24 protein-coding genes and 2 pseudogenes are annotated in these 24,936 nt (G+C 64.1%); 22 read left to right on the top strand and 4 right to left on the bottom strand.

From position 1 onward, the window contains the following. The first annotated feature begins 126 nt into the window (after window positions 1–126). Window positions 127–441, top strand: coding sequence for a DUF736 domain-containing protein (locus ABUE11_RS11785; protein ID WP_063598485.1), 315 nt, complete (start codon window positions 127–129; stop codon window positions 439–441). A gap of 358 nt (window positions 442–799) precedes the next feature. Here the strand turns inward: ABUE11_RS11785 and ABUE11_RS11780 are convergent, their stop codons facing one another. Next, window positions 800–1,096, bottom strand: a complete 297-nt coding sequence (locus ABUE11_RS11780) for a helix-turn-helix transcriptional regulator (RefSeq protein ID WP_063598486.1) — start codon at window positions 1,094–1,096, stop codon at window positions 800–802. A 223-nt stretch (window positions 1,097–1,319) separates the two neighbouring features. Here ABUE11_RS11780 and ABUE11_RS11775 point away from each other — a divergent pair, with 223 nt between their 5' ends. The 12 genes from ABUE11_RS11775 to ABUE11_RS11720 all read left to right on the top strand — a co-directional run bounded on the left by ABUE11_RS11775 (window position 1,320) and on the right by ABUE11_RS11720 (window position 12,431). Then, the gene (locus ABUE11_RS11775) at window positions 1,320–1,667 is read left to right on the top strand and encodes a DUF2958 domain-containing protein (RefSeq protein ID WP_063598487.1); all 348 of its coding nucleotides are present in this window, start codon (window positions 1,320–1,322) and stop codon (window positions 1,665–1,667) included. 343 nt (window positions 1,668–2,010) lie between these two features. Continuing rightward, window positions 2,011–2,793 carry a DUF2285 domain-containing protein gene (locus ABUE11_RS11770; RefSeq protein ID WP_063598488.1) on the top strand — a complete coding sequence of 261 codons (783 nt, stop codon included), beginning with the start codon at window positions 2,011–2,013 and terminating at the stop codon, window positions 2,791–2,793. An 83-nt stretch (window positions 2,794–2,876) separates the two neighbouring features. Further along, complete coding sequence (locus tag ABUE11_RS11765; RefSeq protein ID WP_013721771.1) at window positions 2,877–3,158, top strand: helix-turn-helix domain-containing protein; 282 nt, start codon at window positions 2,877–2,879, stop codon at window positions 3,156–3,158. Window positions 3,159–3,184: 26 nt separating this feature from the next. Then, entirely contained in the window at window positions 3,185–4,042 is an 858-nt protein-coding gene (locus ABUE11_RS11760) for a replication initiator protein A (protein ID WP_367065470.1), read from the top strand. Between the two features lie 253 nt (window positions 4,043–4,295). Then, window positions 4,296–4,934, top strand: a complete 639-nt coding sequence (gene parA / locus ABUE11_RS11755) for a ParA family partition ATPase (protein WP_367065469.1) — start codon at window positions 4,296–4,298, stop codon at window positions 4,932–4,934. Continuing rightward, window positions 4,931–5,215, top strand: coding sequence for a hypothetical protein (locus ABUE11_RS11750; RefSeq protein ID WP_063598490.1), 285 nt, complete (start codon window positions 4,931–4,933; stop codon window positions 5,213–5,215). The genes parA and ABUE11_RS11750 overlap by 4 nt, the downstream gene beginning before the upstream one ends. Further along, window positions 5,212–5,769: a DUF2840 domain-containing protein gene (locus ABUE11_RS11745; protein ID WP_063598491.1), complete on the top strand. Its 558-nt coding sequence runs from the start codon at window positions 5,212–5,214 to the stop codon at window positions 5,767–5,769. Before ABUE11_RS11750 ends, ABUE11_RS11745 begins: the two co-directional genes overlap by 4 nt. Next, window positions 5,766–6,353: a S26 family signal peptidase gene (locus ABUE11_RS11740; protein WP_063598492.1), complete on the top strand. Its 588-nt coding sequence runs from the start codon at window positions 5,766–5,768 to the stop codon at window positions 6,351–6,353. Before ABUE11_RS11745 ends, ABUE11_RS11740 begins: the two co-directional genes overlap by 4 nt. 437 nt (window positions 6,354–6,790) lie before the next feature. Beyond that, window positions 6,791–8,776 (top strand): relaxase/mobilization nuclease and DUF3363 domain-containing protein, encoded by a 1,986-nt coding sequence (locus ABUE11_RS11735; protein ID WP_201395369.1) that lies wholly within the window; start codon window positions 6,791–6,793, stop codon window positions 8,774–8,776. Window positions 8,777–8,991: 215 nt separating this feature from the next. After that, window positions 8,992–10,335 carry a ferric reductase-like transmembrane domain-containing protein gene (locus ABUE11_RS11730; protein ID WP_063598493.1) on the top strand — a complete coding sequence of 448 codons (1,344 nt, stop codon included), beginning with the start codon at window positions 8,992–8,994 and terminating at the stop codon, window positions 10,333–10,335. A gap of 14 nt (window positions 10,336–10,349) precedes the next feature. Next, window positions 10,350–11,015, top strand: coding sequence for a response regulator transcription factor (locus ABUE11_RS11725; protein ID WP_012204578.1), 666 nt, complete (start codon window positions 10,350–10,352; stop codon window positions 11,013–11,015). 3 nt (window positions 11,016–11,018) lie between these two features. Continuing rightward, a complete protein-coding gene (locus ABUE11_RS11720; RefSeq protein WP_063598494.1) occupies window positions 11,019–12,431 on the top strand; it encodes a histidine kinase dimerization/phospho-acceptor domain-containing protein in 1,413 nt (470 codons plus the stop codon). A gap of 23 nt (window positions 12,432–12,454) precedes the next feature. Here the strand turns inward: ABUE11_RS11720 and ABUE11_RS11715 are convergent. Continuing rightward, window positions 12,455–12,637, bottom strand: a pseudogene (locus ABUE11_RS11715) (VIT1/CCC1 transporter family protein); the annotation flags it as partial. A 77-nt stretch (window positions 12,638–12,714) separates the two neighbouring features. Between ABUE11_RS11715 and ABUE11_RS11710 the strand changes: the two are divergent. The 3 genes from ABUE11_RS11710 (at window position 12,715) to ABUE11_RS11700 (ending at window position 15,058) form a co-directional block, all read left to right on the top strand. Beyond that, on the top strand, window positions 12,715–13,116 hold the full coding sequence (locus tag ABUE11_RS11710; protein WP_060853058.1) for a transposase: 402 nt from the start codon (window positions 12,715–12,717) through the stop codon (window positions 13,114–13,116). A 7-nt stretch (window positions 13,117–13,123) separates the two neighbouring features. Continuing rightward, window positions 13,124–13,456, top strand: a complete 333-nt coding sequence (gene tnpB, locus ABUE11_RS11705) for an IS66 family insertion sequence element accessory protein TnpB (RefSeq protein WP_060853057.1) — start codon at window positions 13,124–13,126, stop codon at window positions 13,454–13,456. Between the two features lie 81 nt (window positions 13,457–13,537). Next, window positions 13,538–15,058, top strand: coding sequence for an IS66 family transposase (locus tag ABUE11_RS11700; RefSeq protein ID WP_060853056.1), 1,521 nt, complete (start codon window positions 13,538–13,540; stop codon window positions 15,056–15,058). A 56-nt stretch (window positions 15,059–15,114) separates the two neighbouring features. Here the strand turns inward: ABUE11_RS11700 and ABUE11_RS11695 are convergent. Both ABUE11_RS11695 and ABUE11_RS11690 read right to left on the bottom strand, forming a co-directional pair. Continuing rightward, a pseudogene (locus tag ABUE11_RS11695) lies at window positions 15,115–15,642 on the bottom strand (VIT family protein); the annotation flags it as partial. Between the two features lie 41 nt (window positions 15,643–15,683). Then, window positions 15,684–16,238, bottom strand: a complete 555-nt coding sequence (locus ABUE11_RS11690) for a cytochrome b (protein WP_063598496.1) — start codon at window positions 16,236–16,238, stop codon at window positions 15,684–15,686. A 311-nt stretch (window positions 16,239–16,549) separates the two neighbouring features. Here ABUE11_RS11690 and ABUE11_RS11685 point away from each other — a divergent pair, with 311 nt between their 5' ends. From ABUE11_RS11685 to ABUE11_RS11660, 6 genes are all read left to right on the top strand, one after another. Beyond that, window positions 16,550–17,773, top strand: coding sequence for an efflux RND transporter periplasmic adaptor subunit (locus ABUE11_RS11685; protein ID WP_063599495.1), 1,224 nt, complete (start codon window positions 16,550–16,552; stop codon window positions 17,771–17,773). Between the two features lie 13 nt (window positions 17,774–17,786). Then, a complete protein-coding gene (locus ABUE11_RS11680; RefSeq protein WP_063598497.1) occupies window positions 17,787–20,882 on the top strand; it encodes a CusA/CzcA family heavy metal efflux RND transporter in 3,096 nt (1,031 codons plus the stop codon). Next, window positions 20,879–21,199 carry a DUF3240 family protein gene (locus ABUE11_RS11675; protein ID WP_062168876.1) on the top strand — a complete coding sequence of 107 codons (321 nt, stop codon included), beginning with the start codon at window positions 20,879–20,881 and terminating at the stop codon, window positions 21,197–21,199. The genes ABUE11_RS11680 and ABUE11_RS11675 overlap by 4 nt, the downstream gene beginning before the upstream one ends. After that, a complete protein-coding gene (locus ABUE11_RS11670) occupies window positions 21,196–22,494 on the top strand; it encodes a TolC family protein (RefSeq protein WP_231113295.1) in 1,299 nt (432 codons plus the stop codon). Before ABUE11_RS11675 ends, ABUE11_RS11670 begins: the two co-directional genes overlap by 4 nt. Continuing rightward, complete coding sequence (locus ABUE11_RS11665) at window positions 22,475–23,263, top strand: phosphatase PAP2 family protein (RefSeq protein ID WP_231113296.1); 789 nt, start codon at window positions 22,475–22,477, stop codon at window positions 23,261–23,263. The genes ABUE11_RS11670 and ABUE11_RS11665 overlap by 20 nt, the downstream gene beginning before the upstream one ends. Window positions 23,264–23,367: 104 nt before the next feature. Further along, window positions 23,368–24,933 (top strand): phosphoethanolamine transferase, encoded by a 1,566-nt coding sequence (locus ABUE11_RS11660; RefSeq protein WP_236598183.1) that lies wholly within the window; start codon window positions 23,368–23,370, stop codon window positions 24,931–24,933. Window positions 24,934–24,936 lie beyond the last annotated feature (3 nt).

The raw sequence follows: 24,936 nt of genomic DNA, 5'->3' as shown, positions 1-24,936 counted from the left end.
CTTTTCGCCTCCCGGCTCTCCACTGCGTTTCGACCGCAAGCGGTGCAGCCAGCCCGTCCCCCGCCGGCCGGATCACAACAAGGACGCGATGGGCGCGAACCTTGTTCCACCAAAAGGAGTTTCATCATGGCCAACATCGGCACCTTCACCGCAGACAAAGACGGCTTCACCGGCACGCTTCGCACCCTGACGCTCAACGTCAAGGTCAAGCTGGTGCCCAACGACAAGGGCGACAACGAGAAGGCCCCTGACTTCCGCCTGCAGGCCGCCAGCCACGACATCGGCGCGGCGTGGAAGAAGACCAGTGAGGCCGGGCGGGAGTACATCTCCGTGACCCTCGACGATCCTTCGTTCCCGTCCACTGTCTACGCCCGCCTGATCGAAGGCGAGAACGGCACGCACGACCTGATCTGGTCGCGCAGCAAGCCCCAGGCGGCGTAACCGCCGCCCGCAGCGCCCCGCTACACGGCGGGGCGCTGCGCTGTTCGTTCGTCCCGAACGCAGCCGCCGCAGGCAGTGCCCCATATCGGGCTGCGTTTCCCTGTCTGGATATGGCGTCTACGGTTGCAGTCAGGACATGGCGTGTCGGTGCGATGCACCGCCGGGCTTTACGGGCTACGCCCCGTGCCGTCTTTGCCGTCACGGCCATCCGGCTCCAATCCCTCACGCCTTCGCGCCTGCGGCGCTGCGCGCTTCGCTTGCCTCCGAGGGAAAGCCCCTGCGGGCTATCCCCGCCGCGCTGGGCTTGGCGCCCCTCGATACCACCGAACCGGCGGCGCCGGATCGACCCGGCCAGCGCCTACGGCTGCTGGGCCGCCGCTGCGAGCTGGCTTTCAGCCTCGCTCATCAGCACGGCCGTGCTGCATTCGAGCGCGCTGGCGATCTTGAAGATGATCGCCAGCGTGGGCATGTGCTCGCCACGCTCGACCTTGCCCATGTGCGAACGCTCGACACCGGCCAGGTGCGCCAGCGACTCCTGCGCGATGCCGCGTTCCGTCCGCAACGCGCGCACCGCCGCGCCGAAGGCTTGCGCCAACTCGGCATCGTAGGTGGTGGCGCCGGCCGGTCGGCCGCGCTGGATGGATCGCTTCTGCATGGACAGAAGCGTCGAGTCGCAGCACAATTAAAACCACGTTATCTTTAACTCTTTCATCAACGCCTCACTGTTTTGTGTTTTTACGGAAATACGCATCCGTGCCTCTGCGGATTTCCACAAAGGCGCAAAGCCACGAAATCACAATCGTGCTTTTTCTCAAATCCGCCGATGCGGCTTTGCGTTTTCACGCTTGGGCGGATTTGTGAATTGGGAATAGACCGCCATGAAGCCACTCATCACCGAGGACGAGCGCCAGCGCCTGCTGGCCCACGGTCAAGCCCGTGCCGACGGTCAGGCCGGCGACCCGCTGCCCGTGGTACGCCTGTTCACCCCGGACGCGCACCTCACCTGGCGGCTCGCTTCGCTCGACCCGGCAGACGGCGATACGGCCTACGGCCTGATCGACCTAGGCCTGGGGATGCCCGAGCTGGGCACCGTGAAGCTGTCCGACCTGGCATCCATCGTCGGGCCGCGCCAGCAGCCCGTGATGCGGGATCGGTATTTCCAGGCGGTGCGGCCTTTGTCGGAATACCTGCGGCTGATGCAGGAAAACGGCGGCATTGTCGATTAAGCCGTTCGTGTTCTGGCGCAGCCGGACGTATTGAGACTATTTCCGTCGCAATTCGGATTTGTCCGGTCTCAATTCGCACTCTTGCATGAAGCCGAGGCTTTGAGACGGAAACGGTCACGATCTTTGGCGCTGGCTACGGCACCTTGATTTGTGCCGCGTGACGTTCTTGGACTGCGTGGCCGTCGTATTCGGACGCATTGCGCAATACCCCGGAGCCAATCGGTCTTTGACACTTGATGTTACAGCTTAATAAACAGACTCGGACGATGTTTTGATGTGGACGCGGTAGCTCCGTTCTGAATGCCCGTGACGACGTTCCTGCAATTCGACGGGAGCTGGCGTCATGGTCAATCCACACCATATCGCGCACTGGTATCCGACCGCCGCGTACCTCTACATCTTGTGCCTGGACACGCTCGCACTGGCCTGGGAGTACCTGCGCCGTCATCCCGACTACCGGCTCGACTGGCTGCGCCACCGTCGCCGGTCGCAAACACATCAGGCCACGCAACAGGCGGCACTTCGCTGGGGCTTGCGCTTGCTGGAAGACCCGGCCCTGGATGCGCGCGACGCGCATCCGGCCTGGCTTCCCGGCCACGATGCCGTAGTTCAGCTCCATCCCGATGCCGACCCGCCACCCGATGCGCTGACCTTCACGTTCTGGCACATCCCTGGCCACAAACAATTGCTGCATGACGGCAAAGGGCTGGCGCTGATCGCGCGCAGCCCCGGCCATTGCGCGCGCTTCGCGCTGGCGCCCGGCCTGGAAGACGGCATGGCTGTCGCCTATGCCAATCGCGGAAGTGGCGGTGGCGCTGCTGCGCCTACGCGCAGCGCGACGCTGGCCACCGCCAGGCCCCGGCCAGCACCGGCAGCGATGCTGGAGCTGCACACCCTGCAGGCGCTCGACGCGACCCTGGCGGGCGCGTCCTTGCGCGAGGTGGCCGAGGGCCTGTTCGGTGCCGACGCCGTGGCGGCCGACTGGCACGCCGACGGCGACTTGCGTGCCCGCGTGCGTCGCATGGTGCGCCGGGGCAATGCGTTGATGCGCGGCGGCTATCGCCGCCTAGCACAACTACCGCCGCTTGAGAAGGGACGTTTTGATGGGGATGCAAAACGTCCCTGAGCAGCGGAGCTTCGTTTTCTGAGACTGCCTCCATCCGGTTGCGCTGTGTGGCCGGAGCTTCAAAACCGATGGAGGTTCATCTCATGCGTCCCGCTCCTTTGCGGCCTGCCGCCGCTGTCTCAACTGCTGCCGCGCAGCCCCAACGCTATCTGACCAACGACGAAGCCGCCGAATACCTGCGCCTGTCGCCGCGCACGCTGGAAAAGCAGCGCGTGATCGGCGGCGGCCCGCGCTTTCGCAAGTTCGGCCGGCGCGTCATGTACGCCGTGGCCGACCTCGATGCCTGGGCCGCCGACCGCAGCTTCGAGACGACTTCCGATCCCGAATACGCCGAGCACCACTCGGCCGACAGCCGTGCGCGCTGACCACTGGAGCGCGGGAGGCCATCGCCATGTCCAGCCCTGCGCTGCCGTCCCGGCAGCGGCCGTTGCAAGAGCGCGAACAGCTCGACCTGTTCCGCGCCTTGCCCGGCGACATGGCGCCGCGCGACAGCCAGGACTTGATGGCCTTTCCGTTCTTCTCGCTGGCGAAGTCGCGGCGCGTCGCGCCGATCGACTTCCGGGCGGGGAACGTCACGATCCGCGTGGAAGGCACGGCCGAGCATGGCATCGCCACGATTTGGGACGCGGACGTGCTGATATGGGCGGCCTCGCAGATCGTGGAAGCCCGCGACGCGGGCTTCCGCTCGTCGCGGCTGATGCAGGCCACGCCCTACGAGATCCTGCGGTTCATCGGGCGCGGTACGTCGCTGCGCGACTACCAGCGCCTCAAGGCCGCCCTCGACCGGCTGCAATCGACCACGGTGGCCACGTCGATCCGCGAGACGACCGGACGGCGCCTGCATCGCTTCTCGTGGATCAACGAGTGGAAGGAACTGGCCGATGCCAAGGGCACGCCCTTGGGGCTGGAGCTGATCTTGCCGGACTGGTTCTATGCCGGCGTCGTGGACGCCGCCCTGGTGCTGACCATCGACCCGGCGTATTTCCGGCTGACGGGCGGCATCGAGCGCTGGCTGTACCGGCTGGTGCGCAAGCACGGTGGCCGACAGCCGGGCGGCTGGCAGTTCGATTTCCGACACCTGTATCGGAAATCGGGCAGCGCTACGCGCTTCTCGGACTTCGCCTACGACCTGCGCACGCTGGTCGCGCGGCAGTCGCTGCCGGGCTACGCCCTGGGCATCGAGCGGATGCCGGACAACGGCGCCGAGCTGCTGACCTTTCGGCCCGTGCCATACACGGCACGGGGATAAACGGTGCGCAACTTGTGGACGGGCTCGTGCTATCAGGAGTACGAGGTGTCGTGCTATCGGGAGTACGGCTATCGTGCTATCAGGAGTACGAATCGGCCGCAAAGCCAATAACGGCGCGGGTTTGCGGCCCCTCTAACTTCCCTAACTTAAAACCTCTAACTGGTAGTAGAAGCGCCGCGCCACGGTGGACAACCATCACTCGGCCACAAGCGCAGCAGCAAAAGCCCGGCTTTCCAACACGGAGGGCCGCGCCATGATCGTCGCTCTGCTCAACCAGAAAGGCGGCGTGGGCAAGACCACGCTCGCCACGCACATCGCCGGCGAGCTGGCGATGCGCGGCCAGCACGTCGTCCTGCTGGACGCCGACCCGCAAGGTTCATCGCTGGACTGGACACAGCGCAGAAGCCAGCAAGGCTTGCCACGGCTGTTCAGCGCCTTGGGCCTCGCACGCGAAACGCTGCACCAAGAGGCGCCAGAACTCGCCAGGCGGGCCGATCACGTCATCATCGACGGCCCGCCACGCATCGCGGCACTGGCGCGCTCCGCGCTGCTGGCGGCCGAGCGCGTGCTGATCCCCGTGCAGCCCAGCCCCTACGACCTGTGGGCCAGCGCCGAGATGGTGGCGCTGATCCGCGAGGCGCAAGTCTTTCGGCCTGCGCTGCGCGCGGCCTTCGTCATCAATCGGCGCGTCAGCACCACCGTCATCGGGCGCGAAGCACGCCAGGCGCTGGCCGAACAGCCGCTTCCTGCGCTGCGCTCGGAAGTGCATCAACGCATCGTTTTCGCCGACAGCGTGACCGCTGGTCGGCTGGCACGCGAGACGGCACCGGACAGCGCCGCCGCCCGCGAAATCACGGCGCTGGTCGATGAACTGCTGCGGTGGCCGTCATGACCACGAAACCACCGTCCAACGGCAAACGCACTGCCAAGCGCGTCGGTATCGGCGCGCGTCCGCCCGCGAATCCTCACGCCGAGGCGTGGATTCGCCAAGGCGACGCCGATGCGCTGAACAAGGGCGATCTCTACACCGCCCGCCTGACCCTCGACATCACGCCCGCCATGCGCTCGCGCATCAAGGTGTCGGCCTTCACGCAGGGCGTGACCGTGGCCGACCTGCTGCGCGGCCTGCTGGAGCGGGAGTTTCCAGAACACCGCAGGGAGAACACACCATGACGGCATTCGCTTCGCCTGTCTGCGCGCCTGCCACTGGCGCGGCCACGGCTGCGCCTCGACCGGCATCCGCCGCGCTCGCTGGCCAGGCGGCCCGCGTACCGCTGACGCGGGTTGCGCTGGCCTACATCGACCAGCGTTTCGACCTCTATCTGCGCTTCGGCGAGCCGGCGCGCATCCTTCGCCTCGACCAATGGCGGCGCTGCGCATTGTTCTTGCCTGGCGCGATGCTCTGCCGCATCCGCTGGCAGGCCAATGCTTACGGCACGATCCGCTGGCTGCTCATGGTGATGCAGGCTTGCACGCCGCTGGATGGCGCGCAGCGCATCCCCGGCGTGCAGCCCGGCGCACGCCTACTGCTGCACGCCGAGGGCGAGAACTCGGTTCGTGCCGTGCTGGCCCGCATCGACGCCATCGAGGCGCTGGGCATCGCGCCCGCCGACGCCTCGCCCGCGTACTGGCGCACGCTGGGCAATCGGCTCGCTGCGCGCCTGCCGCTGCCCGACTACAGCGCCGAGCGGCACGCCGCCTGGCTGGCCGGGAGGGCGCTGCCATGACCACGGTTTCTGCTGGCGGCACGGTGCCGCGTCCTCGTTCGCGCTTGCGCGCTCGCATCGCCTTGGCGGGCTTGTCCGCCTGCGGCCTCGCTGCGCTGGCCTGGGCGTCCTTCGTGCATCCGCTGCCGCGCCTGACCTACAACCCGTCCGACAGCGTGGCGGTCGGCTGGTATCGCGTCGATCTGCTCGACCATCGCGCCGACTCGCTGCCCCCGGCCTTGCCGGTGGGCAGCATCGTCCTGACCAGACTGCCACCCGATGCCACCACGCTGGCTGCGCGTCGCGGCTATCTGCCGGCCCGCATTCTGTTGCTCAAGCGCGTGGGAGCTATCGCGCCGCAGACGGTGTGCGTGGCCGGTGGCGTTCTGAGCATCGACGGCGTGCCTTCGGCCGCCTTGCTGCCCGCCGACCGGCTGGGCCGTCCGCTGCCGTCCTGGGCGCAGTGCCGGCAGCTTCGCCCCGGCGAACTGTTCCTGCTCAGTGTCACCAGTCCGGCGTCGTTCGACAGCCGGTATTTCGGGCCGGTCAGCGCATCCGCCGTGATCGGAGTCGCGCATCCGGTGTGGTTGGAGACACGTCCATGATCGCCGCCGATTCGCTGCGCATCATCGTGCTATCAGGCGTGTCGATCCGGTGGCGTTCCGTGTGTCGTCGCGCGTGCAGAGCGAGCGCATCCGCGCTGCACTTCGCGCTGCCTTCGGCGCAGCCATCCACCGTGCAGGCGTCTTGCCTTGAACGCGCCCAGCCTGCGGCCATCGGCGCGTTCGCCGGCGCGCTGCCCGCTAGCAGCGCAGCGCCACCGGGCCGCCGCTGCCCGCAGCGCCAGCGAGGGGCAAAGGCGGAAGGCAAGACAAAAGGACGCGGCACTGGCCCGCGTCGAAAACCAGTCTGCACGTGGGGGTGGCGCGGCACGGAGCGGCTTTGCCGCCGTGCCGCGTGGGGCGCGAGGCCCGCGCCAATGCAGGCATGTCCGCGTGCTTTCGCACGACAGGACACGCCCCAGCTTTCAGGGAGCACAGCCATGAGCGACCGCCGCGATGACGATTTCCGCGTGCGCCCCAGCGCCCCGAAGAACCGGGGCAAGGGCCAGGGGCAGAGCTTCGTCTCCAAGGTGCTCAAGCAGGCGGGCAAGGCCAGCAGCGGCAAGTCCACGGTGCGCCGTCCGGCGTCGGCTCATGGCACCGGCCAGCGTCCCGGCTCGCGCCTGGGGCGCGGCCACACGGCAGCTCGATTCGCCGGGGCGAGGCTGACGCCCATGTCCCGGCGCGTGACCATCAAGACCTTGCTGGTGAATCACCAGCGGGCCAGCCCGCAGTCGCTCGCCAAGCACCTGCGCTACATCGAGCGCGATGGCGTGGGCCGCGACGGCGAGCCGGGCCAAGCCTACGGGCCGCAGACCGATACCGCCGACCTCGACGCCTTCAAGGAACGCTGCGCCGACGACAGGCACCATTTCCGCTTCATCCTCTCGCCCGAAGATGGCGCGGAACTGGAAGACCTGCGCACCTACACGCGGCACCTCATGGGCCGCATGGAGGCCGACCTGGGCACGGGCCTCGACTGGGTGGCCGTAAACCATTGGAACACCGACAACCCCCATACCCACCTGATCGTGCGCGGGCGCGATGACACCGGCAAAGACCTCATCATCGCGGGCGATTACATCGCCGACGGCTTCCGCCACCGGGCCGCCGAACTGGCGACCGAGTGGCTGGGGCCGCGCACCGAGCTGGAGATCCAGCAGACCTTGCAGCGCGAGGTGGCGCAAGAGCGGTGGACGAGCCTGGATCGCACCTTGAAGCGCGAGGCCGGCGAGGATGGCCGCGTGCAGATCGAACGCTTCAACGAGCCGAACTTGCAACGCCAGCGCCTGCTGCTGATTGGCCGCCTGCAACGCTTGCAGCGCCTGGGCTTGGCCGACGAGACGCAGCCGGGCGCCTGGGCCGTCCATGCCGATGCGGAGAAGACCCTGCGCGCCCTGGGCGAGCGTGGCGACATCATCCGCACCATGCAGCGGGCAATGAGTGGGAAGCCGCGCGAACTGGCGGTATTCGAGCCTGGAGACAATGGCAGAACCATCCTCGGGCGCGTGGCCGCGAAGGGGCTGGCCGACGAACTGCGCGACCGGGGCTATCTGGTCATCGACGGCGTGGACGGCAAGGCCCACTACGTCGCCCTGAACGCCCGCGACGAGCTGGCGAACTACCCGACCGGGGCCGTGGTGGAGGTGAAGGGATCGACCGACGTGCGCGCGGCCGACAGGAACATCGCCGCGCTGGCGAGCGATGGCCTGTACCGCACCGATCATCACCTGGCCGTGGCGCAGGGGCAGGCCGCACCGGGCCGTGACCCGCAGGAGGTCGTGGCCACCCATGTGCGCAGGCTGGAAGCCCTGCGCCGGGCTGGCATCGTGGAGCGCGTGGCCGAAGGGCTATGGAAGGTGCCGGGCGACCTGCCAGAGCAAGGCCGCCGCTACGACGCGCAACGGCTGGGCGGCGTGGCCGTGGAGCTGAAATCGCACCTGCCCATCGAGCGGCAGGCGCGCGTGATCGGGGCCACCTGGATCGACCAGCAGTTGATCGACGGCGGCTCGGGCTTGGGCGACCTGGGCTTTGGTGGCGAGGCCAAGCAGGCGATGCAGCAGCGCGCCGACTTCCTGGCCGAACAGGGGCTGGCCGTGCGGCGCGGGCAGCGTGTGATCCTGGCGCGCAACCTGCTGGGCACGCTGCGCAACCGGGAACTAGCGCAGGCCGCGAAGGACATTGCCGGCGAAACCGGCCTAGAGCATCGCCCGGTGGCCGACGGGCAACGCGTGGCCGGCATCTACCGGCGAAGCATCATGCTTGCCAGTGGGCGTTATGCGATGCTCGACGACGGCATGGGGTTTTCGCTGGTGCCGTGGAAGCCGGTGATCGAGCAGCGGCTGGGGAAGCAACTGGCCGCGACGGTGCGCGGCGGCGGGGTGTCATGGGAGATTGGGTGGCATCGGGGGCCAACCATTTCTTGAGTCAAGGTAATGCCACAAGCCGGCGGAAAAAATTAGATCCTATTCATTGATGATTGATCAATCCAAAGCGTTTCCAAAGGTTGGGATGTCAGAATTAAAATTTTCTGTAATTGCGGATACATGGTCACATTCAAAGGCACGCTATCGCTTATCTGGATTGATGGTTTCCGACCAGTACCGCATGCGCCTTCCGCAGAATTTGGGGCAAATCCACGATGAAGAGAATAATTTGGACGTTCTGGGTTTTTGCGCTGGCATTGAGCGCTCTATGGTTTTTTGCCGATACGCTGTGGCCTGCACAGTCCAACTACTTCGCCCTGCGGACGGTATGGATTCAATACAGCGGCGTACTGGCCATCGGCACGATGTCCGTGGCGATGGTGCTGGCCACGCGCCCTGCGTGGCTGGAGCCCCGCTTGAACGGACTGGACAAGATGTACCGCCTGCACAAGTGGCTCGGCATAGCCGCTCTGGCCGCCGCAACAGTGCACTGGCTGTGGGCGCAGGGCACCAAGTGGGCCGTGGGCTGGGGCTGGCTGACGCGCCCGGCGCGCAAGCCCCGCGCAGAGGCTGATTCAATGGGCTCCATTGAATCGGCGTTGCGCGGCTGGCGCGGGCTGGCCGAAGACTTGGGCGAATGGGCCTTCTACGCCGTCGCGGTGCTACTGGTACTGGCGTTGCTCAAGCGCTTTCCATACCGGCTGTTCGCCAAGACGCACCACTGGATGGCAGCGATCTACCTGGTGCTGGCCTTCCACACCTTGGTGCTGGTGCAGTTCACCTACTGGGCGCAGCCCGTGGGCTGGGCTTTGGCTATGCTGCTGGCGAGCGGCACGGTATCGGCGGTGTGGGTGCTGCTGGGCCGGATCGGCGCGCAGCGCACCGCGCGCGGCGTTATCGAGTCGCTGCAAGCCTACCCGGCGCTGAATGTGCTGGAAACCACCCTGCGGATGGATCCGGGTTGGCCCGGCCACCGGCCCGGGCAGTTTGCCTTCGCTATGTCCAACCCGAAAGAAGGCCCGCACCCCTACACGCTGGCCTCAGCCTGGGTGCCGGAAGACCGGCGCATTACCTTCATCACCAAGGCGCTGGGCGACCACACCCGCCGGCTGCCTGAGCGCCTACGGGTCGGCGACCGGGTAACGGTCGAGGGGCCTTACGGCTGCTTCACTTTCGACGACGGGCGTGCCCGCCAGATCTGGATCGGTGCTGGCATCGGCATCACGCCGTTCATCGCGCGCATGAAGTTCCTGGCGCAGCACGAGGGCCAGGACGCACGTCCCATCGATTTGTTTCATCCGACGAGCGACGTTGATCCGAAGGCCATCGAGAAACTGCGCGCCGACAGCCAGGCGGCCGGCGTTGCGCTACACCTGTTCATCGACAAAAAGGACGGTCGCCTGACAGGTGAGCGCCTGCGTGCCATGGTGCCGGGTTGGAAAGACGCCAGCGTCTGGTTCTGCGGCCCCACGGCCTTCGGCCGCGCGTTGCGCGCCGACCTGCTGGCCCAGGGGCTGGAGCCGGAGGCGTTCCACCAGGAGCTTTTCGAGATGCGCTGAATGGAAGAAAGCATATGCGCGTATTGATCGTGGAAGACTCGCAAACGCTGGCCGAAGCCCTGAGCCAGAGCCTTCAGTCGGAAGGCTATGCCTGCGATACAGCAGCCGATGGCGTGTCCGCGCTGAAGTTTCTTGCCAGCTACCGGTACGACGCCATTATTCTGGACTTGATGCTGCCCCGGCTGGACGGCTTTGGCGTGTTGCGCGCATTGAGCCGGGAGGCCCATGCCGCACCGGTGTTGGTGCTCTCCGCGCGCGAGTTGCTCGACGACCGGGTGCGGGCCTTGGATGCGGGTGCCGATGACTACCTGACAAAACCCTTCGAGCTGGCCGAACTGCTGGCTCGCCTGCGGGCGCTGGTGCGGCGTCCGCCGCAACGGGACGTTCCAGTTCTGCGCCACGGCGATCTGGAAGTCGATCCGCGCTCGCGCACCGCGAGGTTCAAGGGCATTGATCTTGGGCTCACGCCGAAGGAATATGGACTACTCGACTTGCTGCTGCGTCGGCGCGGCGCCACGCTGTCGCGCCCGCAGATTTTTGAACATTTGTACGACAGCCGCAGCGATGCATCGGACAAGGTGGTGGAGGTGATTGTCAGCACCTTGCGAACCAAGCTCGCCCAGTGCGGCCTGGATGAACTGATCGTGACACGACGTGGCTTCGGCTACATACTGCCCTGAACGATGGTACGTCCCGATTCCGAAGCCCTCTCTGATACGAGTCAAGGCAGATCCTGGTCCTTGCAGCGGCGGCTGGCTGCCAGCCTCGTGATCTGCATTGGAGGAACCTTCGCGATCCTGTTTCCCGTCCTCGACCACTGGATCGACCACGAAATCTACCGACGGATGGATACCACCCTGATGCAACGATCAGCGGCGGTGGGGCGCGTGCTGCAGGAGTTGGATGCGAGAAAGCTCGAAAGCCTCATGCCGGAATACGAGCCTGGCGGGCATACCGAGTTCTTCACGATCTTCGATCCGCAGACCCACCGGGCCTTGCTGCGTTCGCCCAGCAGTGCTGGGGCCGAGCTGGCGCTTGGACCGGTGGAGCAAGGCACCCCACGCTACTACGACGTGATACTCCCGGACGGCCACGCGGGCCGCGCGCTGGCGACGCGCGTGCCGGTAAGAGGTGAGGAATCTCGATTGCTGGTTGTGGCAACAGAACGTCGGGATTGGGATCAAACCGAGCGGCGCATCCACTTCACGCTCCTGGGCGGTATCGCACTGGCGACGCTCCTGGCCACAGGCCTGGCGCTGCTCATGGTTCGGCGCATCGTGGTCATGCTGGAGCGCGTCGGCGTGCAACTGGCCGACCTGCGTTCGGATCGGCCGATTGCGCGGATCGGAGCGGACTTTCCACGCGAACTGCGGCCGTTTGCCGAAGCCTTCAATCAGGGCTTGCATCACCTGTATGCGGCCATTGCCCGCGAGCGCCGCTTCTCCCGCGACGTGGCCCACGAGTTGCGCACGCCCCTGGCAGAAATCCGCATCAGCGCAGAAAGCGCTTTGATCGATGCCGACCCGACCCGAATCCAGCACGCCCTAAATGCAACGATCCAGGCCAGTTCACGCATGCAGCGCAGTGTGGACACTCTGCTGTTGTTGGCGCGGCTTGAATCCGGCCAACACACACTTGCGCTTGATCCTCTGGATCTAACAGCTTTGCTGGAAGAGTTACTGGCGGGATTCAACGTCCAGCAAATGGCGCCCAAGTCACCCATCCGCGTGACTTTGCCTGAATCGGCATGGGTGCAAAGCGATCAGGGCGTGATCGAACGCATCGTCTCCAACCTCTTGCGCAATGCCATCGAATACGCGCCCGAAGGCGACGACATTCAATGTCGGCTGGAGCGCGTGGCTTCCGGCTGGATGCTAACCATCGTCAACACAGCTCCCAATTTGCAGGCATCCGATCTGGATCAATTCGGCCTTCGCTTCTGGCGAAAGGATTCCGAAGGCGGCACGGTGCATCATGCCGGACTGGGGCTGGCGCTTGCGCTGGCGCTCGCACATGCCATAGACCTGCCGCTGGCGTTCTCGCTGGCCAACGGCCGCCTGTCCGCCCGGCTTGGCCCCTGGTCGCCGCTGCTCTGAGATGGATGCAGCGGTGCCGTTATCTACACGGCAGTACCGAACACGGCCCCCACGCCCGCTGTCACCGCCATGGCCAATGTGCCCCAGAACGCGACGCGCAGCGCACTTTTGAAGAGCGGCGTACCACCCACGGCAGCGGCCGCAGCGCCGAGCAGGGCCAGGAAGACAATCGCCGTCGCAACGATCCAATAGAGCAGACTCTGCTCTGTATGCGTCTGGTGAACCCATCTTGAATCGGCAGCTGTAATCAAGGATCGTCCCCACGAAGGAGATCGTGGAGACGATGGAACGATTGATCGATGATGATCGCCGGCTGCGGCGCGAGTACAGCGCAGCTTTCAAAGCGTCGGTGTTGGAGCAGACCCGTGAACGCGGAGCGTCGGTGGCCGGCGTTGCCTTGCGTCATGGCCTGCATCCGAACATGGTGCACCGCTGGTTGCGCGAGCAGCGCCAGATACGTGAACAGGGCCAGCTGAGCACACCAGCCTTCGTGCCGTTGCTGCCTCCTGCTGCAGTCGCTGACGAGCACGTCGCTGTGCCTGGTATACCCGCCCCAACGCCGGCGAACGACGCTGGCGAGGCCATCCGCATTGAGGTGCAGCGCGCTGGAACCACCGTCACAATGAACTGGCCGGTGACGGCTGCGGCGCATTGCGCCCAGGCGCTGCGCGAATTGCTGCGGTGATCCGCACATGATCAGGATAGATGCGGCCTGGCTGGCCACCGCACCGCTGGACATGCGCGCAGGCACCGACACGGCCCTGGCGCGGGTGATCGCCACCTTCGGCGCGGCCCACCCGCACCATGCCTACGTCTTCGCCAACCAGAGAGCCAATCGCCTGAAGGTGCTGGTGCACGACGGCGTGGGGCTGTGGCTGGCTGCGCGTCGGCTGCACCAGGGCAAGTTCGTCTGGGCACCTGCAGGCAGCCCGAACGTGGCGCTGGAACACGCCCAGCTCAACGCCCTGGTGCTGGGCCTGCCCTGGCAGCGCCTGGGCTCGCAAGGCGCCATCAGCGTGATCTAAATCGTCGGTGTCAGGGCCAGCCATGGCAATCGGCAGATGTGCCAATGGTCCCATCAGTGCGGGACAGGCACACTGCCAGCCATGGTGATCGATGAGCAAGCCCTGAGCGAACTGGATGCAGAACAACTGCGCGAAGTCACCCAGCGCCTGCTGGCCGAACTGCGTCACCAGCGCGCCCTCAACGAGAAGCTCACCTATGAGTGCGCGCTGCTCAAGCGGCTGAAGTTCGCCGCCCAATCCGAGCGGCACAGTGCCGATCAGAGGAGCCTGCTAGAAGAAGAGCTCGACAGCGATCTGGCCGCCGTCCAGCAGGAGATCGAGCAGTTGCGACCGGCTCAACCTGCCACCGACAAACAGCAGCCCAAGCGCACGCCGCTGCCGGCGAACCTGCCCAGGCGTGAGATCCGCCACGAACCCGAATCCACCACCTGTAGCACGCCCGGTTGCGGCTGCCGGCTCTTGCGCATCGGCGAGGACGTGGCCGAGAAGCTGGACTACGTGCCCGGCGTCTTCACGGTGGAGAGGCACGTGCGAGGCAAGTGGGCGTGCGCGAAGTGCCAGACCATCACCCAGGCACCGGTGGCTGCCCACGTCATCGACAAAGGCATCCCGACGGCCGGCCTGCTGGCCCAAGTGCTGGTGGCCAAGTACCAGGATCACCAGCCCTTGTACCGGCAGGAGAACATCTTTGGTCGCGCCGGCCTGGCGATTCCAAGATCCACCCTGGCGCAGTGGGTAGGCACCTGCGGTGCGCGGCTGCAACCGCTGGTCGATGCCCTGAAGGCCGAGGTGCTCGGCCACCGGGTGTTGCACGGTGATGAGACCCCGGTGGCCATGCTCAAGCCGGGCAGCGGTAAAACGCACCGGGCCTACCTGTGGGCCTATGCCCCGGGAGCGTTTGAAGCCACGCGGGCCGTGGTCTATGACTTCTGCGAGTCCCGCGCCGGAGAACACGCCCGCGCCTTTCTGGGGGACTGGCGCGGCAGCCTGATCTGTGACGACTATGCCGGCTACAAGGCCAGCTTTAGCCAGGGCGTGACCGAAGCCGGTTGCCTGGCACACGCCCGGCGCAAGTTCTTCGACCTGCACGCAGCGGGCAAGAGCCAGATCGCCGAATTGGCCCTGATGCAGTTCGCCCGGGTCTATGAGATCGAACGGCAAGTTCAGCCCCTGGCGGCACCAGAGCGGTTGCAGGTGCGCCAGCAGCACAGTCGGCCCATTCTGGACGCGTTGCACCAGTGGATGGTGCTGCAACGCCAGCAGGTGGCGGGCAACTCGGCGACGGCCAAGGCGCTGGACTACAGCCTCAAGCGCTGGGCAGCGCTCACGCGCTTCGTCGATGACCCGCAGCTGCCGCCGGACAACAATTGGATCGAAAACCAGATCAGGCCTGTGGCCCTGGGGCGCTCGAACTGGTTGTTCGCCGGCAGCTTGCGCGCGGGCCAGCGGGCGGCCGCCGTGATGAGCCTGATCCAGTCAGCGCGCATGAACGGGCACGACCCATATGCCTATCTCAAGGATGTGCTGACCCGGCTGCCCACGCACAAGGCCAGCCGGATTGAAGAACTGCTGCCGCATCGCTGGCAACCCATCGATATCTGATCATCAGCCATGGCCGCCAGCGGCGGTCAACATGGGTTTGCCGTGCGCTTACTCTGCTCTGGCGCCAACAGAACCACGGCCAGCGGCATGGCCGCACCCACGGCGAAGCTTCCTGCGGACGCTATGGCGGCTTGCAGCGGGCGAGCGCTCAAGGTTTCAGAAATGCCCAATTCATCGCGCGCGTGCGCGCCCAGCGCATCATGCGCCATCAATTGCGTGGCGACCTGATCCGCGAGTCGATGATCCAGGCCACGCCGGACGTAGATGGCTGTCAGTTCCCGGTGCTCTGCTTCCGGACTGTTCTTCAGTTCATCACGTTCCCGCGCCAGGTCTGCCTTCTCCGTATCAGCTTGTGAATAGACCGATACGAATTCGCCTGCAGCCATGGACATGGCACCGGCTACCAGCCCCGCGATGGCCGTGGTCATAATGCTGGCATGGCTTGCATGGGCCGCAGCCACGCCGGCGACCAGGCTGGCCGTGGAAATAATGCCGTCATTGGCACCCAGAACAGCGGCGCGCAGCCATCCGATATGTTCAGTGCGATGACTTTCAGGGTGAGCGCGATGGTGGAATTTTGTCATTGGAAAATCAAACCCATGTGAAGCAATCTGAGGCCAGCAGTTCAGGGGTGATGACCGGGAAGCATGCGAACCAGAGTGTTGTCACGCATGACGTAGTGGTGCAACAGCGCCGCCATCGCATGCAATCCGATCAAGACATAGCCCAATGTCGCCAGCGCCTCATGGACATCCTTGAGTTGGCGAGACAGAGCGACATTGGCATCGATCAGAGAGGGAATCGGCAAGCCAAACAGAATGATCGGCTTGCCTGCCGCGCTCAAGGTGAGCCACCCGAGCAGCGGCATGGCGAGTATGAAGATGTAGAGCGCATAGTGCATGGCATCCGCGAGCGTGGCCTGCCAGCGTGGCATGGGTGGTCGGATAGCGGGCTTCGCTCCCGCCTGGATGCGCACCCAAATGCGGATCACGACGACCGCCAGAACACCCAGGCCCAGCAGGTAGTGCGAGGATTTCATAGCGTCTCTCAAGGAGCTGCCCTTGGGTGCCAGTCCGCGCAGTTCCATGCTCGCATAGACCGCGATGATGAGGAGCACGGTCAGCCAATGCAGTCCTATGACAAAAGGACTGAAACGGTATTCGGAATTTCTGATGCTCATGGTATATGGCTCCGACGTTTCAGATAGTAAAGGCGCACCGCTGGCATATCAGAGCAGGTTACTGAAAAATCAGTTTATCGATTGCTTGCTGCTCAAAACAGGCGTTTCGCCAAAATACATCGTACTGAGCAAATTTCGTTTTCTCCAAAGCTTTCTCAAAGCTTCACCGAGGAAGATGAGTCGATCTTTAAGTAAGAGATCGACAGCATGTTTCGCCTCGCCAACTTCGCGCACCGCTTCATCTGCGACGGATTCTCAATCCACGCTGTGTGCTCGCTACTCTGTTCTACGTCGTTTGGGGCGGCACAAACATGAGCTTCTCGACCTTGAAAGCGGCGGGCACTTCCAGCCGAACCAAGACCCTGGCCCTGTCCGCCATCGGTGTGACGGCTCTGGCTACCGCAGGGTACGGCTGGTGGGCTTGGACAACGCAGCAGACAACCGTAGCCGATAAAGACGCGAGCGAGGCTGTCGCCCAACCGAACGCTGGCGGCGTTCGCCTCAACGCCTCTCAGCTTCGTGCGCAGGGTGTGGAAACCGCACTCGTCAAGGATGCCGCAGTGATACCGCTGGATGGCTTACCCGCCCAGACGGTGGCACCACTCTCGACCAGCGCGCAGGTCGTGGCGCCATATGGCGGTGTGGTGACGCGCGTTCTGGTCGATGAAGGCGCCTCAGTGCGCCAAGGACAGGCGCTGGCGCGCATCCAGAGCAAGGACGTTCTGACGTTACAGGCTGATCTGGCGCGTGCTCGCACCGAAGCGGCGGTAGCCGCGGCGCAGGCCCGGCGCGATGCCGCGCTCTTGGCCGAGGGCATCATCCCAGCCACGCGCAACGAGCAAACCCAGGCGCGCGCGGCGGCTGCGCAAAGTACGTTGCAAGAGGCCAATGGCGCTCTTGCGCGGCTTCGACCCGTTAGCGGCGGGCAGGCCGGCGAGTATGAATTGCTGGCGCCTTTGTCCGGGCGGGTGATGCGTCGTCACCTGAGCCTCGGGCAGGCGGTCGCGCCGCTCGACATCGCCTTCATAGTGGCTCAGCCTGGCCCGCTGGATGTCAGCGTCGCGGTTCCGCTGCGCTGGCGCTCGGATCTCCACCCCGGCTTGGAAGTACGTCTTCCCGATGGCACGACCGCTCGCGTGACGGCTGTTGGTGGCGACACTGACCTCAGTAGCCAGAGCCTGCGGGTACGTGCCCGCGTCGATGCCGATCAGGCAGGGGCAGACCGCTATGCGGCCGGGCAGCAGATCAGTGTCGCGCTGTTGCTGCCAGCATCGCAGGGCACCTTGAGCGTGCCAACGTCCGCACTGCTGCCAGCGGGCAGCGGCCACGTGCTCTACGTTGCGGAACCGACATCGCAAGACAAGCAAGGCGACCTGCGCGTCCGCGCCGTTCCAGTGCAACTGCTGGGGCAAGACGAATCAGAGGCGTCAAGCGCCGTGCGTGCCGTCTCGCCAGACACTGCGCCGCTTGCGGCAGGCATGCAGGTCGTCGTGCGCGGTACGGCACTGCTCAAATCCATGATTCCATTGCAATGAGGGGCGACCACGCATGTTGTCCCGTCTGATTGAGTTTTCCCTGCGCCAACGCGCGCTGGTGCTGCTCGGCGTGCTGGCTTTGGCGGGCGCGGGCCTGGCGGCCTTCCTGCAATTGCCGATCGACGCCTATCCGGACATTTCTCCAACGCAGGTCAAGATGATTATCAAGGCCCCTGGCATGACGCCCGAGGAGGTGGAGTCACGCGTGATCACGCCGCTGGAGATGGAGTTGCTCGGCGTGCCGCGAGGCGTGATGCTGCGCTCCACCGCCAAGTACGCCATCGCGGACATCACGCTGGACTTCGCCGAAGGCAGCGACATCTACTGGGCGCGTCAGCAAGTGGCCGAACGCTATGCCGGCGTTTCGGGCAGCCTGCCCGAAGGCGTCAGCGGCGGGTTGGCGCCGATTTCGACACCGCTGTCGGACGTGTTCATGTTCACCATCGAAGGCGGTGGCCTCACGTTGAGCGAGCGCCGCGCCCTGCTGGACTGGACGCTGCGCCCGGCCCTGCGCACGCTGCCCGGTGTTGCTGATGTCAACGTGCTGGGTGGAGAAGCCAAGAGCTTTGCCGTGGTGCCGGATCGTGCACGGCTTTCCGCTGCGGGCCTCAGCTTCTCTGATGTCATCACGGCGATCGGCCGCAACAACCGCAATGACGGTGCGGGCCGCCTGGATGCAGGCGAAGACACGCTGATCGTGCGCGCTGAAGGCGCGATCCACACTTTGGACGATTTGTCCCGTCTGATCCTGCGCGCGGGGGCCAATGGCACGGCCCCAGTTCGCCTGGGCGACGTGGCCCAGGTGCGCATCGAAGGCGTGACGCGCTATGGCGCCGTCACCCGGGACGGCGCGGGCGAAGCGGTGGAAGGCATCGTGGTGGCGCTGCGCGGGGCCGATGCCTCGGCGCTGGTCAAAGCTATTCGAGCGCGGCTGGACGAGGTGACTCCCAGCTTGCCGCCCGGCGTCAAGGTGGTGCCGTTTTATGACCGCAGTACGTTGATCGAGCGCGCTGTGGGCACGGTGGAAAGCGCCTTGCTGGAAGCGACGGTACTGGTTGTCATCCTGCTGCTTCTGTTCCTCGGCGAGCTGCGCGCCGCGCTGGTGGTGGCGGTGATGCTGCCGCTGGCGGCGCTGGGTACCTTCTTGCTGATGCGCCTTGTCGGCATGAGCGCTAACTTGATGAGCTTAGGGGGCCTCGCAATCGCCATCGGCATGCTGGTGGACGCTGCCGTAGTGGTGGTGGAAAACGCCGTCAGTCGGCTCGACCCGCACGCACCCAGTGCGCACCAGCCGCGCCTGCACCGCATATTCGCGTCGGCGCGCGAGGTCGCCGTGCCCGTGGCCTCCGGCATCCTCATCATCTGTCTGACCTTCATGCCCCTGCTCACGCTGCAAGGGTTGGAAGGCAAACTGTTCGTGCCGGTGGCGCTGACCATCGTGTTCGCCCTGGGCGTCTCGCTGCTGCTGTCGCTCACGTTGGTGCCGGTGCTTGCCTCCCTGCTGCTCAAGGAACACGCGCACACCGAGCCGTGGGTGATGCGCTGGGCCACGCGCCTGTACCAACCGCTGCTGGAGGCTGCGCTTCACCACCCGCTACGCGCATCGGCGGTCGCCATCGCGGCCCTGGCATTGGGTGTGGTGGCCTACCTCGGCACGGGCAAGGCGTTCATGCCGACGATGGACGAGGGCGATATCCTGCTGCAACTGCAAAAACCGCCGTCCATTGGGCTGCAGCGCTCGCTAGAGATTGACCTGGCGGTGCAGAAGGCCATCGGTACGGCGGTGCCCGAGGTGCGGCACAGCATCGGGCGGGTGGGCTCCGACGAGCTGGGGCTCGACCCGATGGGCCTGAACGAAACCGACCTGTTCATGCAGCTCGCACCGCGCAAGGATTGGCATGCAGCTAACAAGGACGCGTTGAGTGCCGAGATACGCAAGGTGATGGATGCCTTCCCCGGCCTGGAATTCGGCTTTACCCAGCCCATCGAGATGCGCATCTCGGAAATGCTCACCGGCAGCCGGGGCGACGTGGCCGTCAAGCTGTTCGGCCCTGATCTGCAAACACTGGGCGATCTGGCGCAGCGCATGGCCGCTCGCATCGAGAAAGTGCCCGGTGCGCGCGACGTGCTCACCCAGGCCAGCGACAGCGTGGAATACCTGCAGGTGAAGGTGGATGCGCAGGCCGCAGGCCGCGCCGGGCTGGCCGTGACACAGGTTCAGGACGAGTTGCGCGCGCAGCTCGAAGGCGTGCCGGCCGGGCTGGTGATCGAGCCGGACAGGCGCACGCCCATCGTGGTGCGCGGGGATGCCCGGCTGCGCGGATCGGCCGAGCGGTTCAAGGACTTGCAACTCGCCCGTGGCGATCAGGGCGAAATCCCCCTGGCCTCGCTGGCGCGCATCGCCACCACCGATGGCCCCGTGCTGGTGCGGCGCGAGAACGGCTCGCGCTTCGCGCTGATCCAGTCCAGCGTGAGCGGGCGCGATCTGGTCGGCTTCGTGGATGAAGCGCGTGCCGCCGTGGCGCGCGACGTGCCGCTGCCGCCCGGCTACCGCGTCGAATGGGGCGGCCAGTTCGAGAACCAGCAGCGCGCGGCGGCCCGCCTTGGCATGGTGGTGCCGGTGGCCCTGGCGTTGATCTTCTTCGTGTTGTTCATGACCTTCGGCTCGGTGCGGCAGGCCGCGCTCATCCTCGGCAACGTGCCGTTTGCCATGGTCGGCGGCGTGGCGGCGCTGTGGCTGTCGGGGCAGTACCTGTCGGTGCCTGCTTCGGTCGGCTTCATCGCGCTGCTGGGCATCGCCGTGCTCAACGGATTGGTGCTGGTGACGCACTTCAACCACTTGCACGCGCTAGGCCTGCCCATGGAACAGGTGGTGCGCGAAGGTTCGTTGCGACGGCTGCGCCCAGTGCTGATGACGGCTTCCATCACCGCCTTTGGCCTGGTGCCCCTGCTGCTGGCCAGTGGCCCTGGCTCTGAGATCCAGCGCCCACTCGCCATCGTGGTGATTGGCGGACTGGTCAGCTCCACGGCGCTGACCCTGGTCCTGCTGCCGGTGCTGTACCGGCGATTCGGCCAGGCCATCTCCTCACAACAAGGAGTCCGCGCATGAACGGATTGAAAGAAGCGCAACTGGTGCGCCTGAATCTGGTGTTTCCACCCACGCTCGAAGACGCCGTCACCGATGCCCTGATGGCCGACCCGGTGCTGCCAGGGTTCACCCTGTTGCACGCAGAAGGGCATACCGGCGACTTCGCGCGCGCGTCCATTCGCGAGAAGGTTCGCGGCCGTGTGGATCGGCGTGTCATCTGGGTGTTGATCGAACCCGAACGGCTGGAACAGGTTCTGGCGCATCTGCGCCAGCGCATCGCATCGAGCGACGTGCGCTGGTGGGTGGAGCCGGTGTTGGCAAGTGGAAGACTGGTATGACGAATAAAAACAAAGGATGCAGCCTGGTACTACCGACTGGTGCCGTCATGGTGGCCATCGCGGCTTTGACATTCCATCCCGCGCAAGCGCGTGCCGATGATCTCTCCTGGCTGCCTGCGCAGGCGCAAGTCGAAACGGCGATGAAAACCCAGCCGGTCGTGAATGCCGCAGCCGCTCGCTTGAACGCGGCGGCTGCCACGCAAAGCGCCCTTGAAGCCGGTAGTCACGAATTTGAACTCAGCAGCGGCCTACAACGCCGCAACGTGACCAACGAAGCGCGCCGCTACAACGAATGGGAAATCCAGCTCAGCCGTGCTGTTCGCCTGCCGAACAAGGCGCGTCTGGATCGGGACATCGGCAGCAGCACCCGCAGGGTGGCCGACATGCGCCTTGAAGATGCCGAGCACCAAATGGCAAGGCGACTGTTGGAAGTCTGGGCCGGATGGCTGCGCAGTTTCGTCGTAGCCGACGAGATGCAAGCGCAGGAAAAGTTGCTTATTCGTGAGCAGGAAGCAATGGCCCGGCGCGTGGCCCTGGGCGATGCCGCGCGGCGGGACAGCGACGTTCTGCAAGCCGAGCTTGCAATGCTTGCAGCCCAGGTCAGCGCTGCGCGCGACGCAGAACGGGCAGCGCGTCAAACGGTGGTGATCGAATTCCCCGGCATTGAGATTCCCGCCCGGCCATCCACGCTGCCAGATCCCGCTCCCTTACCAGGAGGCTCACAGGACTGGCTGGCGCGTATCGTGCGGCAGAGCGTCGAAATCGGCATTGCAGATGGAGAGGCGGCCCGTCTTGCCAAGGTGGCTGAGCGCGCCCACGCCAACCGCACGCCCGACCCCACAGTCGGGGTACGCATGATGTCTGAACGCGGCGGGGCGGAACGTGTCATTGGCGTTGTCCTGACGGTGCCATTTGGCACAGACTATCGCAGTGCAATGGCTGCCACGGAAAGCGCCAACGCGGCGGCCGCAGAGGCGGAGGCGCTCGGCGTGCGGCGCGCGGTGGAGCAAAGTGCGTGGGTCGCCGCGCAGGCTGTTGACAGCAAGCGCACGCAGTGGCAGTCATTCGCGCAGGCGCTGGCCGCGCAGACCACGGCCAGCAACCACACGCGGCGGGCTTGGGAACTGGGAGAGGCCGCCTTGGCCGAATACCTCTTGACGTTGCGCAACCTGCGCCAGACACGACTCGCCGAGGCACAGGCTCGCGTCGATGCGCTGCAAGCGTCAGCACTGGTGCGTATCGATGCGCATGCGCTGTGGCATTCGAAGGAGGCACATGTCGATGCCCCCCAATGAATTCCGACTACTGGGCAACGCCCCACCATCCAACGCACCATTCGCACCTCGATTCTTAATCACTCATCTAGCGCTACCAGCGGGTGCGGCGCTGATCATAAGCAGTCTATTGATGGATGGCGGTGGGGACTTCTGGGTCGCCGATCATCTCTATCGCTTGCAGGGCAGCCGATGGGCTTTGCGAGATGCCTGGCTAACCAACAATCTGCTGCATCGGGGAGGAAAGAATCTTTCCACCTTGCTGGCAATTGCGGTTGCAGCAACGTGCATCTGGGCTTGGAGAAAAAAACGTAGCAACAAATGCGCGGCATACCTACGCTGGCCGCTACTGTATCTTTTTTGTGCGTACTTGATAGGGGCACTGACGGTTTCGGCGCTGAAATCGTTCACTAACATGGATTGCCCTTGGAACTTGGTGCGCTATGGCGGAGCGCGAGTGTTTGTGGGCCTGTTTGAAACACGCCCGCTCGGTATGCCCCGCGGTGTGTGCTTTCCCGCAGGGCATGCAAGTGCCGGATATGCATGGGTCAGCCTATATTTCTTTACCTTGATGGTTCGTCCTGCCTGGCGTTGGATGGCCTTGGCCGCAAGTTTGATGATAGGTGCCATCTTTGGATGGACCCAGCAGGTGCGCGGAGCCCACTTCCTTTCCCATGACTTGTGGACGCTCCTGATTTGTTGGGTCGTTGCCTTGGGTCTTTTCATGGTCTGGCAACGCTGGTTTGTTGATGGCTCAGGCGATGTCCATTCATCGGGGTTCCAAGCATGAGAACTTTCAAACAGGCTCTCGGTATGGTGCCGCGATTCAGAACTGCAAACCTCAAGAACCTAAGCCATTGGCGACCACAATGCAGCGTCGAGTGGCTGATCTTGATGACCAGTATTTTCTTTGCACTGGCCTGCAATGGTCTATTTTGGAGTAGCGCCTTAGGCATCCAGTCCAGCTTACGCATGGGCACATCCGTACTGCTGTTTTTGGTGGGAATTCATAGTCTGCTGTTGAGTTTGATTGTGTGGCGCTGGAATGCCAAGGTTTTACTTGCGGTGCTGTTTGTTGCCTCTGCCCTCGCGACACACTACATGCGCAGCTTTCATATCTACCTCGATTCGAGCATGTTGCGCAATGTTCTAGCCACAGACTTCAAGGAAAGTCGCGAGCTACTGACGCCTGCATTGATTGCTCCACTAAGCCTGCTGGCAGTAGTGCCGATTATTTTGCTTTGGCGAATCCGATTGATCGGGCGTACTTGGCTGAAAGCAACCGTGTGGCGTATGGGATTGATGCTGTTTTCGGCACTGATGATTTCAGGTGGTGCCATGCTGTCATTTCAGGACATGTCCGCACTGATGAGAAATCATCGCGAAGTTCGATACTTGATTACACCGGGAAACTATTTGGTGGGCTTGCCAAAGGCACTGAAAGGTTCCTCTATCACGCAATCCGCTGAAAAAAAAACCATTGGAGCCGATGCCGTCGCAACAGTCAGGCCCGAAGGCAGTCGGCCACGTTTATTAGTCTTCGTCGTAGGTGAGACGGCTCGCGCCCAAAACTGGGGATTGAACGGCTATGCACGCGAAACAACGCCTCAATTGACTCAGATGGGTGTGATCAATTTCTCCGACATGCACTCCTGTGGAACTAACACCGAGGTTTCTGTGCCTTGCATGTTCTCGTCCTTTGGTCGCCGAAACTACGATGAGGACAAGATTCGCTCACACCAATCCTTACTGCATGTTCTGGAGCGCGCCGGTATTACCACCTTGTGGAGGGATAACCAGTCAGGCTGCAAAGGGGTGTGCGATGGTCTCGAATATCAACACCTAGGGAGTGCACAAAGTCCCTCTTTATGCGTTGATGGTCGGTGTTTCGATGAGATTTTGCTTGAAGACTTACCAGCTCAGGCTCGAAAAATTCCCGGTGATCGTGTGATTTTTTTGCACCAGCTTGGAAATCATGGCCCGAGCTACTTTCAACGATACCCAGCAGCGTATCGCAAATTCATCCCAACATGCGACACACCGGAAATGGGGAAATGCACCCGCGAACAGATCGTGAATAGCTACGACAACGCTATTCTCTACACAGATCATTTCCTAACCCAAGTCATCAAAAAATTGCAGGGGCTTTCCGACTACGACACAGCTATGATATTCGTCTCGGATCACGGCGAATCCCTGGGCGAGAAGGGACTTTTTCTGCACGGTATGCCTTATTCGATTGCTCCACAAGAGCAGACTCGTGTTCCTTTGGTTATGTGGTTCTCTTCAACGTTTACGCAAAGTCGCGGGCTGAATATTGGCTGTTTGAGTGCGCGAGCCCGCTCTTATGCGAATCACGACGCATTGTTTCCGTCTGTCTTGGGGCTAATGCAGGTTAAAACAATTGAGTACGACAAGAATTTCGATTTTTTCTTTGGCTGTGATGATAAGAATATGTAAGAG

The sequence above is a fragment of the Oryzisolibacter sp. LB2S genome, assembly GCF_040732315.1.
Classification (GTDB): domain Bacteria; phylum Pseudomonadota; class Gammaproteobacteria; order Burkholderiales; family Burkholderiaceae_C; genus Alicycliphilus; species Alicycliphilus soli.
The sequence above is the reverse complement of the archived record's forward strand: the minus strand, read 5'-3'. Positions and strand labels throughout refer to the sequence as shown.

Excerpts from the sequence above, each read along its gene's own strand:
- ABUE11_RS11775 (WP_063598487.1), top strand. The coding sequence starts at position 1,320 with ATGAAGCCACTCATCACCGAGGACGAGCGCCAGCGCCTGCTGGCCCAC.
- ABUE11_RS11760 (WP_367065470.1), top strand. The coding sequence starts at position 3,185 with ATGTCCAGCCCTGCGCTGCCGTCCCGGCAGCGGCCGTTGCAAGAGCGC.
- ABUE11_RS11710 (WP_060853058.1), top strand. The coding sequence starts at position 12,715 with ATGGAACGATTGATCGATGATGATCGCCGGCTGCGGCGCGAGTACAGC.
- ABUE11_RS11675 (WP_062168876.1), top strand. The coding sequence starts at position 20,879 with ATGAACGGATTGAAAGAAGCGCAACTGGTGCGCCTGAATCTGGTGTTT.
- ABUE11_RS11690 (WP_063598496.1), bottom strand. The coding sequence starts at position 16,238 with ATGAGCATCAGAAATTCCGAATACCGTTTCAGTCCTTTTGTCATAGGA.
- ABUE11_RS11730 (WP_063598493.1), top strand. The coding sequence starts at position 8,992 with ATGAAGAGAATAATTTGGACGTTCTGGGTTTTTGCGCTGGCATTGAGC.
- ABUE11_RS11700 (WP_060853056.1), top strand. The coding sequence starts at position 13,538 with ATGGTGATCGATGAGCAAGCCCTGAGCGAACTGGATGCAGAACAACTG.
- ABUE11_RS11780 (WP_063598486.1), bottom strand. The coding sequence starts at position 1,096 with ATGCAGAAGCGATCCATCCAGCGCGGCCGACCGGCCGGCGCCACCACC.
- tnpB (WP_060853057.1), top strand. The coding sequence starts at position 13,124 with ATGATCAGGATAGATGCGGCCTGGCTGGCCACCGCACCGCTGGACATG.
- ABUE11_RS11765 (WP_013721771.1), top strand. The coding sequence starts at position 2,877 with ATGCGTCCCGCTCCTTTGCGGCCTGCCGCCGCTGTCTCAACTGCTGCC.
- ABUE11_RS11735 (WP_201395369.1), top strand. The coding sequence starts at position 6,791 with ATGAGCGACCGCCGCGATGACGATTTCCGCGTGCGCCCCAGCGCCCCG.
- ABUE11_RS11665 (WP_231113296.1), top strand. The coding sequence starts at position 22,475 with ATGTCGATGCCCCCCAATGAATTCCGACTACTGGGCAACGCCCCACCA.
- ABUE11_RS11740 (WP_063598492.1), top strand. The coding sequence starts at position 5,766 with ATGACCACGGTTTCTGCTGGCGGCACGGTGCCGCGTCCTCGTTCGCGC.
- ABUE11_RS11660 (WP_236598183.1), top strand. The coding sequence starts at position 23,368 with ATGACCAGTATTTTCTTTGCACTGGCCTGCAATGGTCTATTTTGGAGT.
- ABUE11_RS11750 (WP_063598490.1), top strand. The coding sequence starts at position 4,931 with ATGACCACGAAACCACCGTCCAACGGCAAACGCACTGCCAAGCGCGTC.
- ABUE11_RS11680 (WP_063598497.1), top strand. The coding sequence starts at position 17,787 with ATGTTGTCCCGTCTGATTGAGTTTTCCCTGCGCCAACGCGCGCTGGTG.
- ABUE11_RS11785 (WP_063598485.1), top strand. The coding sequence starts at position 127 with ATGGCCAACATCGGCACCTTCACCGCAGACAAAGACGGCTTCACCGGC.
- ABUE11_RS11670 (WP_231113295.1), top strand. The coding sequence starts at position 21,196 with ATGACGAATAAAAACAAAGGATGCAGCCTGGTACTACCGACTGGTGCC.
- ABUE11_RS11720 (WP_063598494.1), top strand. The coding sequence starts at position 11,019 with ATGGTACGTCCCGATTCCGAAGCCCTCTCTGATACGAGTCAAGGCAGA.
- ABUE11_RS11770 (WP_063598488.1), top strand. The coding sequence starts at position 2,011 with ATGGTCAATCCACACCATATCGCGCACTGGTATCCGACCGCCGCGTAC.
- ABUE11_RS11685 (WP_063599495.1), top strand. The coding sequence starts at position 16,550 with ATGAGCTTCTCGACCTTGAAAGCGGCGGGCACTTCCAGCCGAACCAAG.
- parA (WP_367065469.1), top strand. The coding sequence starts at position 4,296 with ATGATCGTCGCTCTGCTCAACCAGAAAGGCGGCGTGGGCAAGACCACG.
- ABUE11_RS11725 (WP_012204578.1), top strand. The coding sequence starts at position 10,350 with ATGCGCGTATTGATCGTGGAAGACTCGCAAACGCTGGCCGAAGCCCTG.
- ABUE11_RS11745 (WP_063598491.1), top strand. The coding sequence starts at position 5,212 with ATGACGGCATTCGCTTCGCCTGTCTGCGCGCCTGCCACTGGCGCGGCC.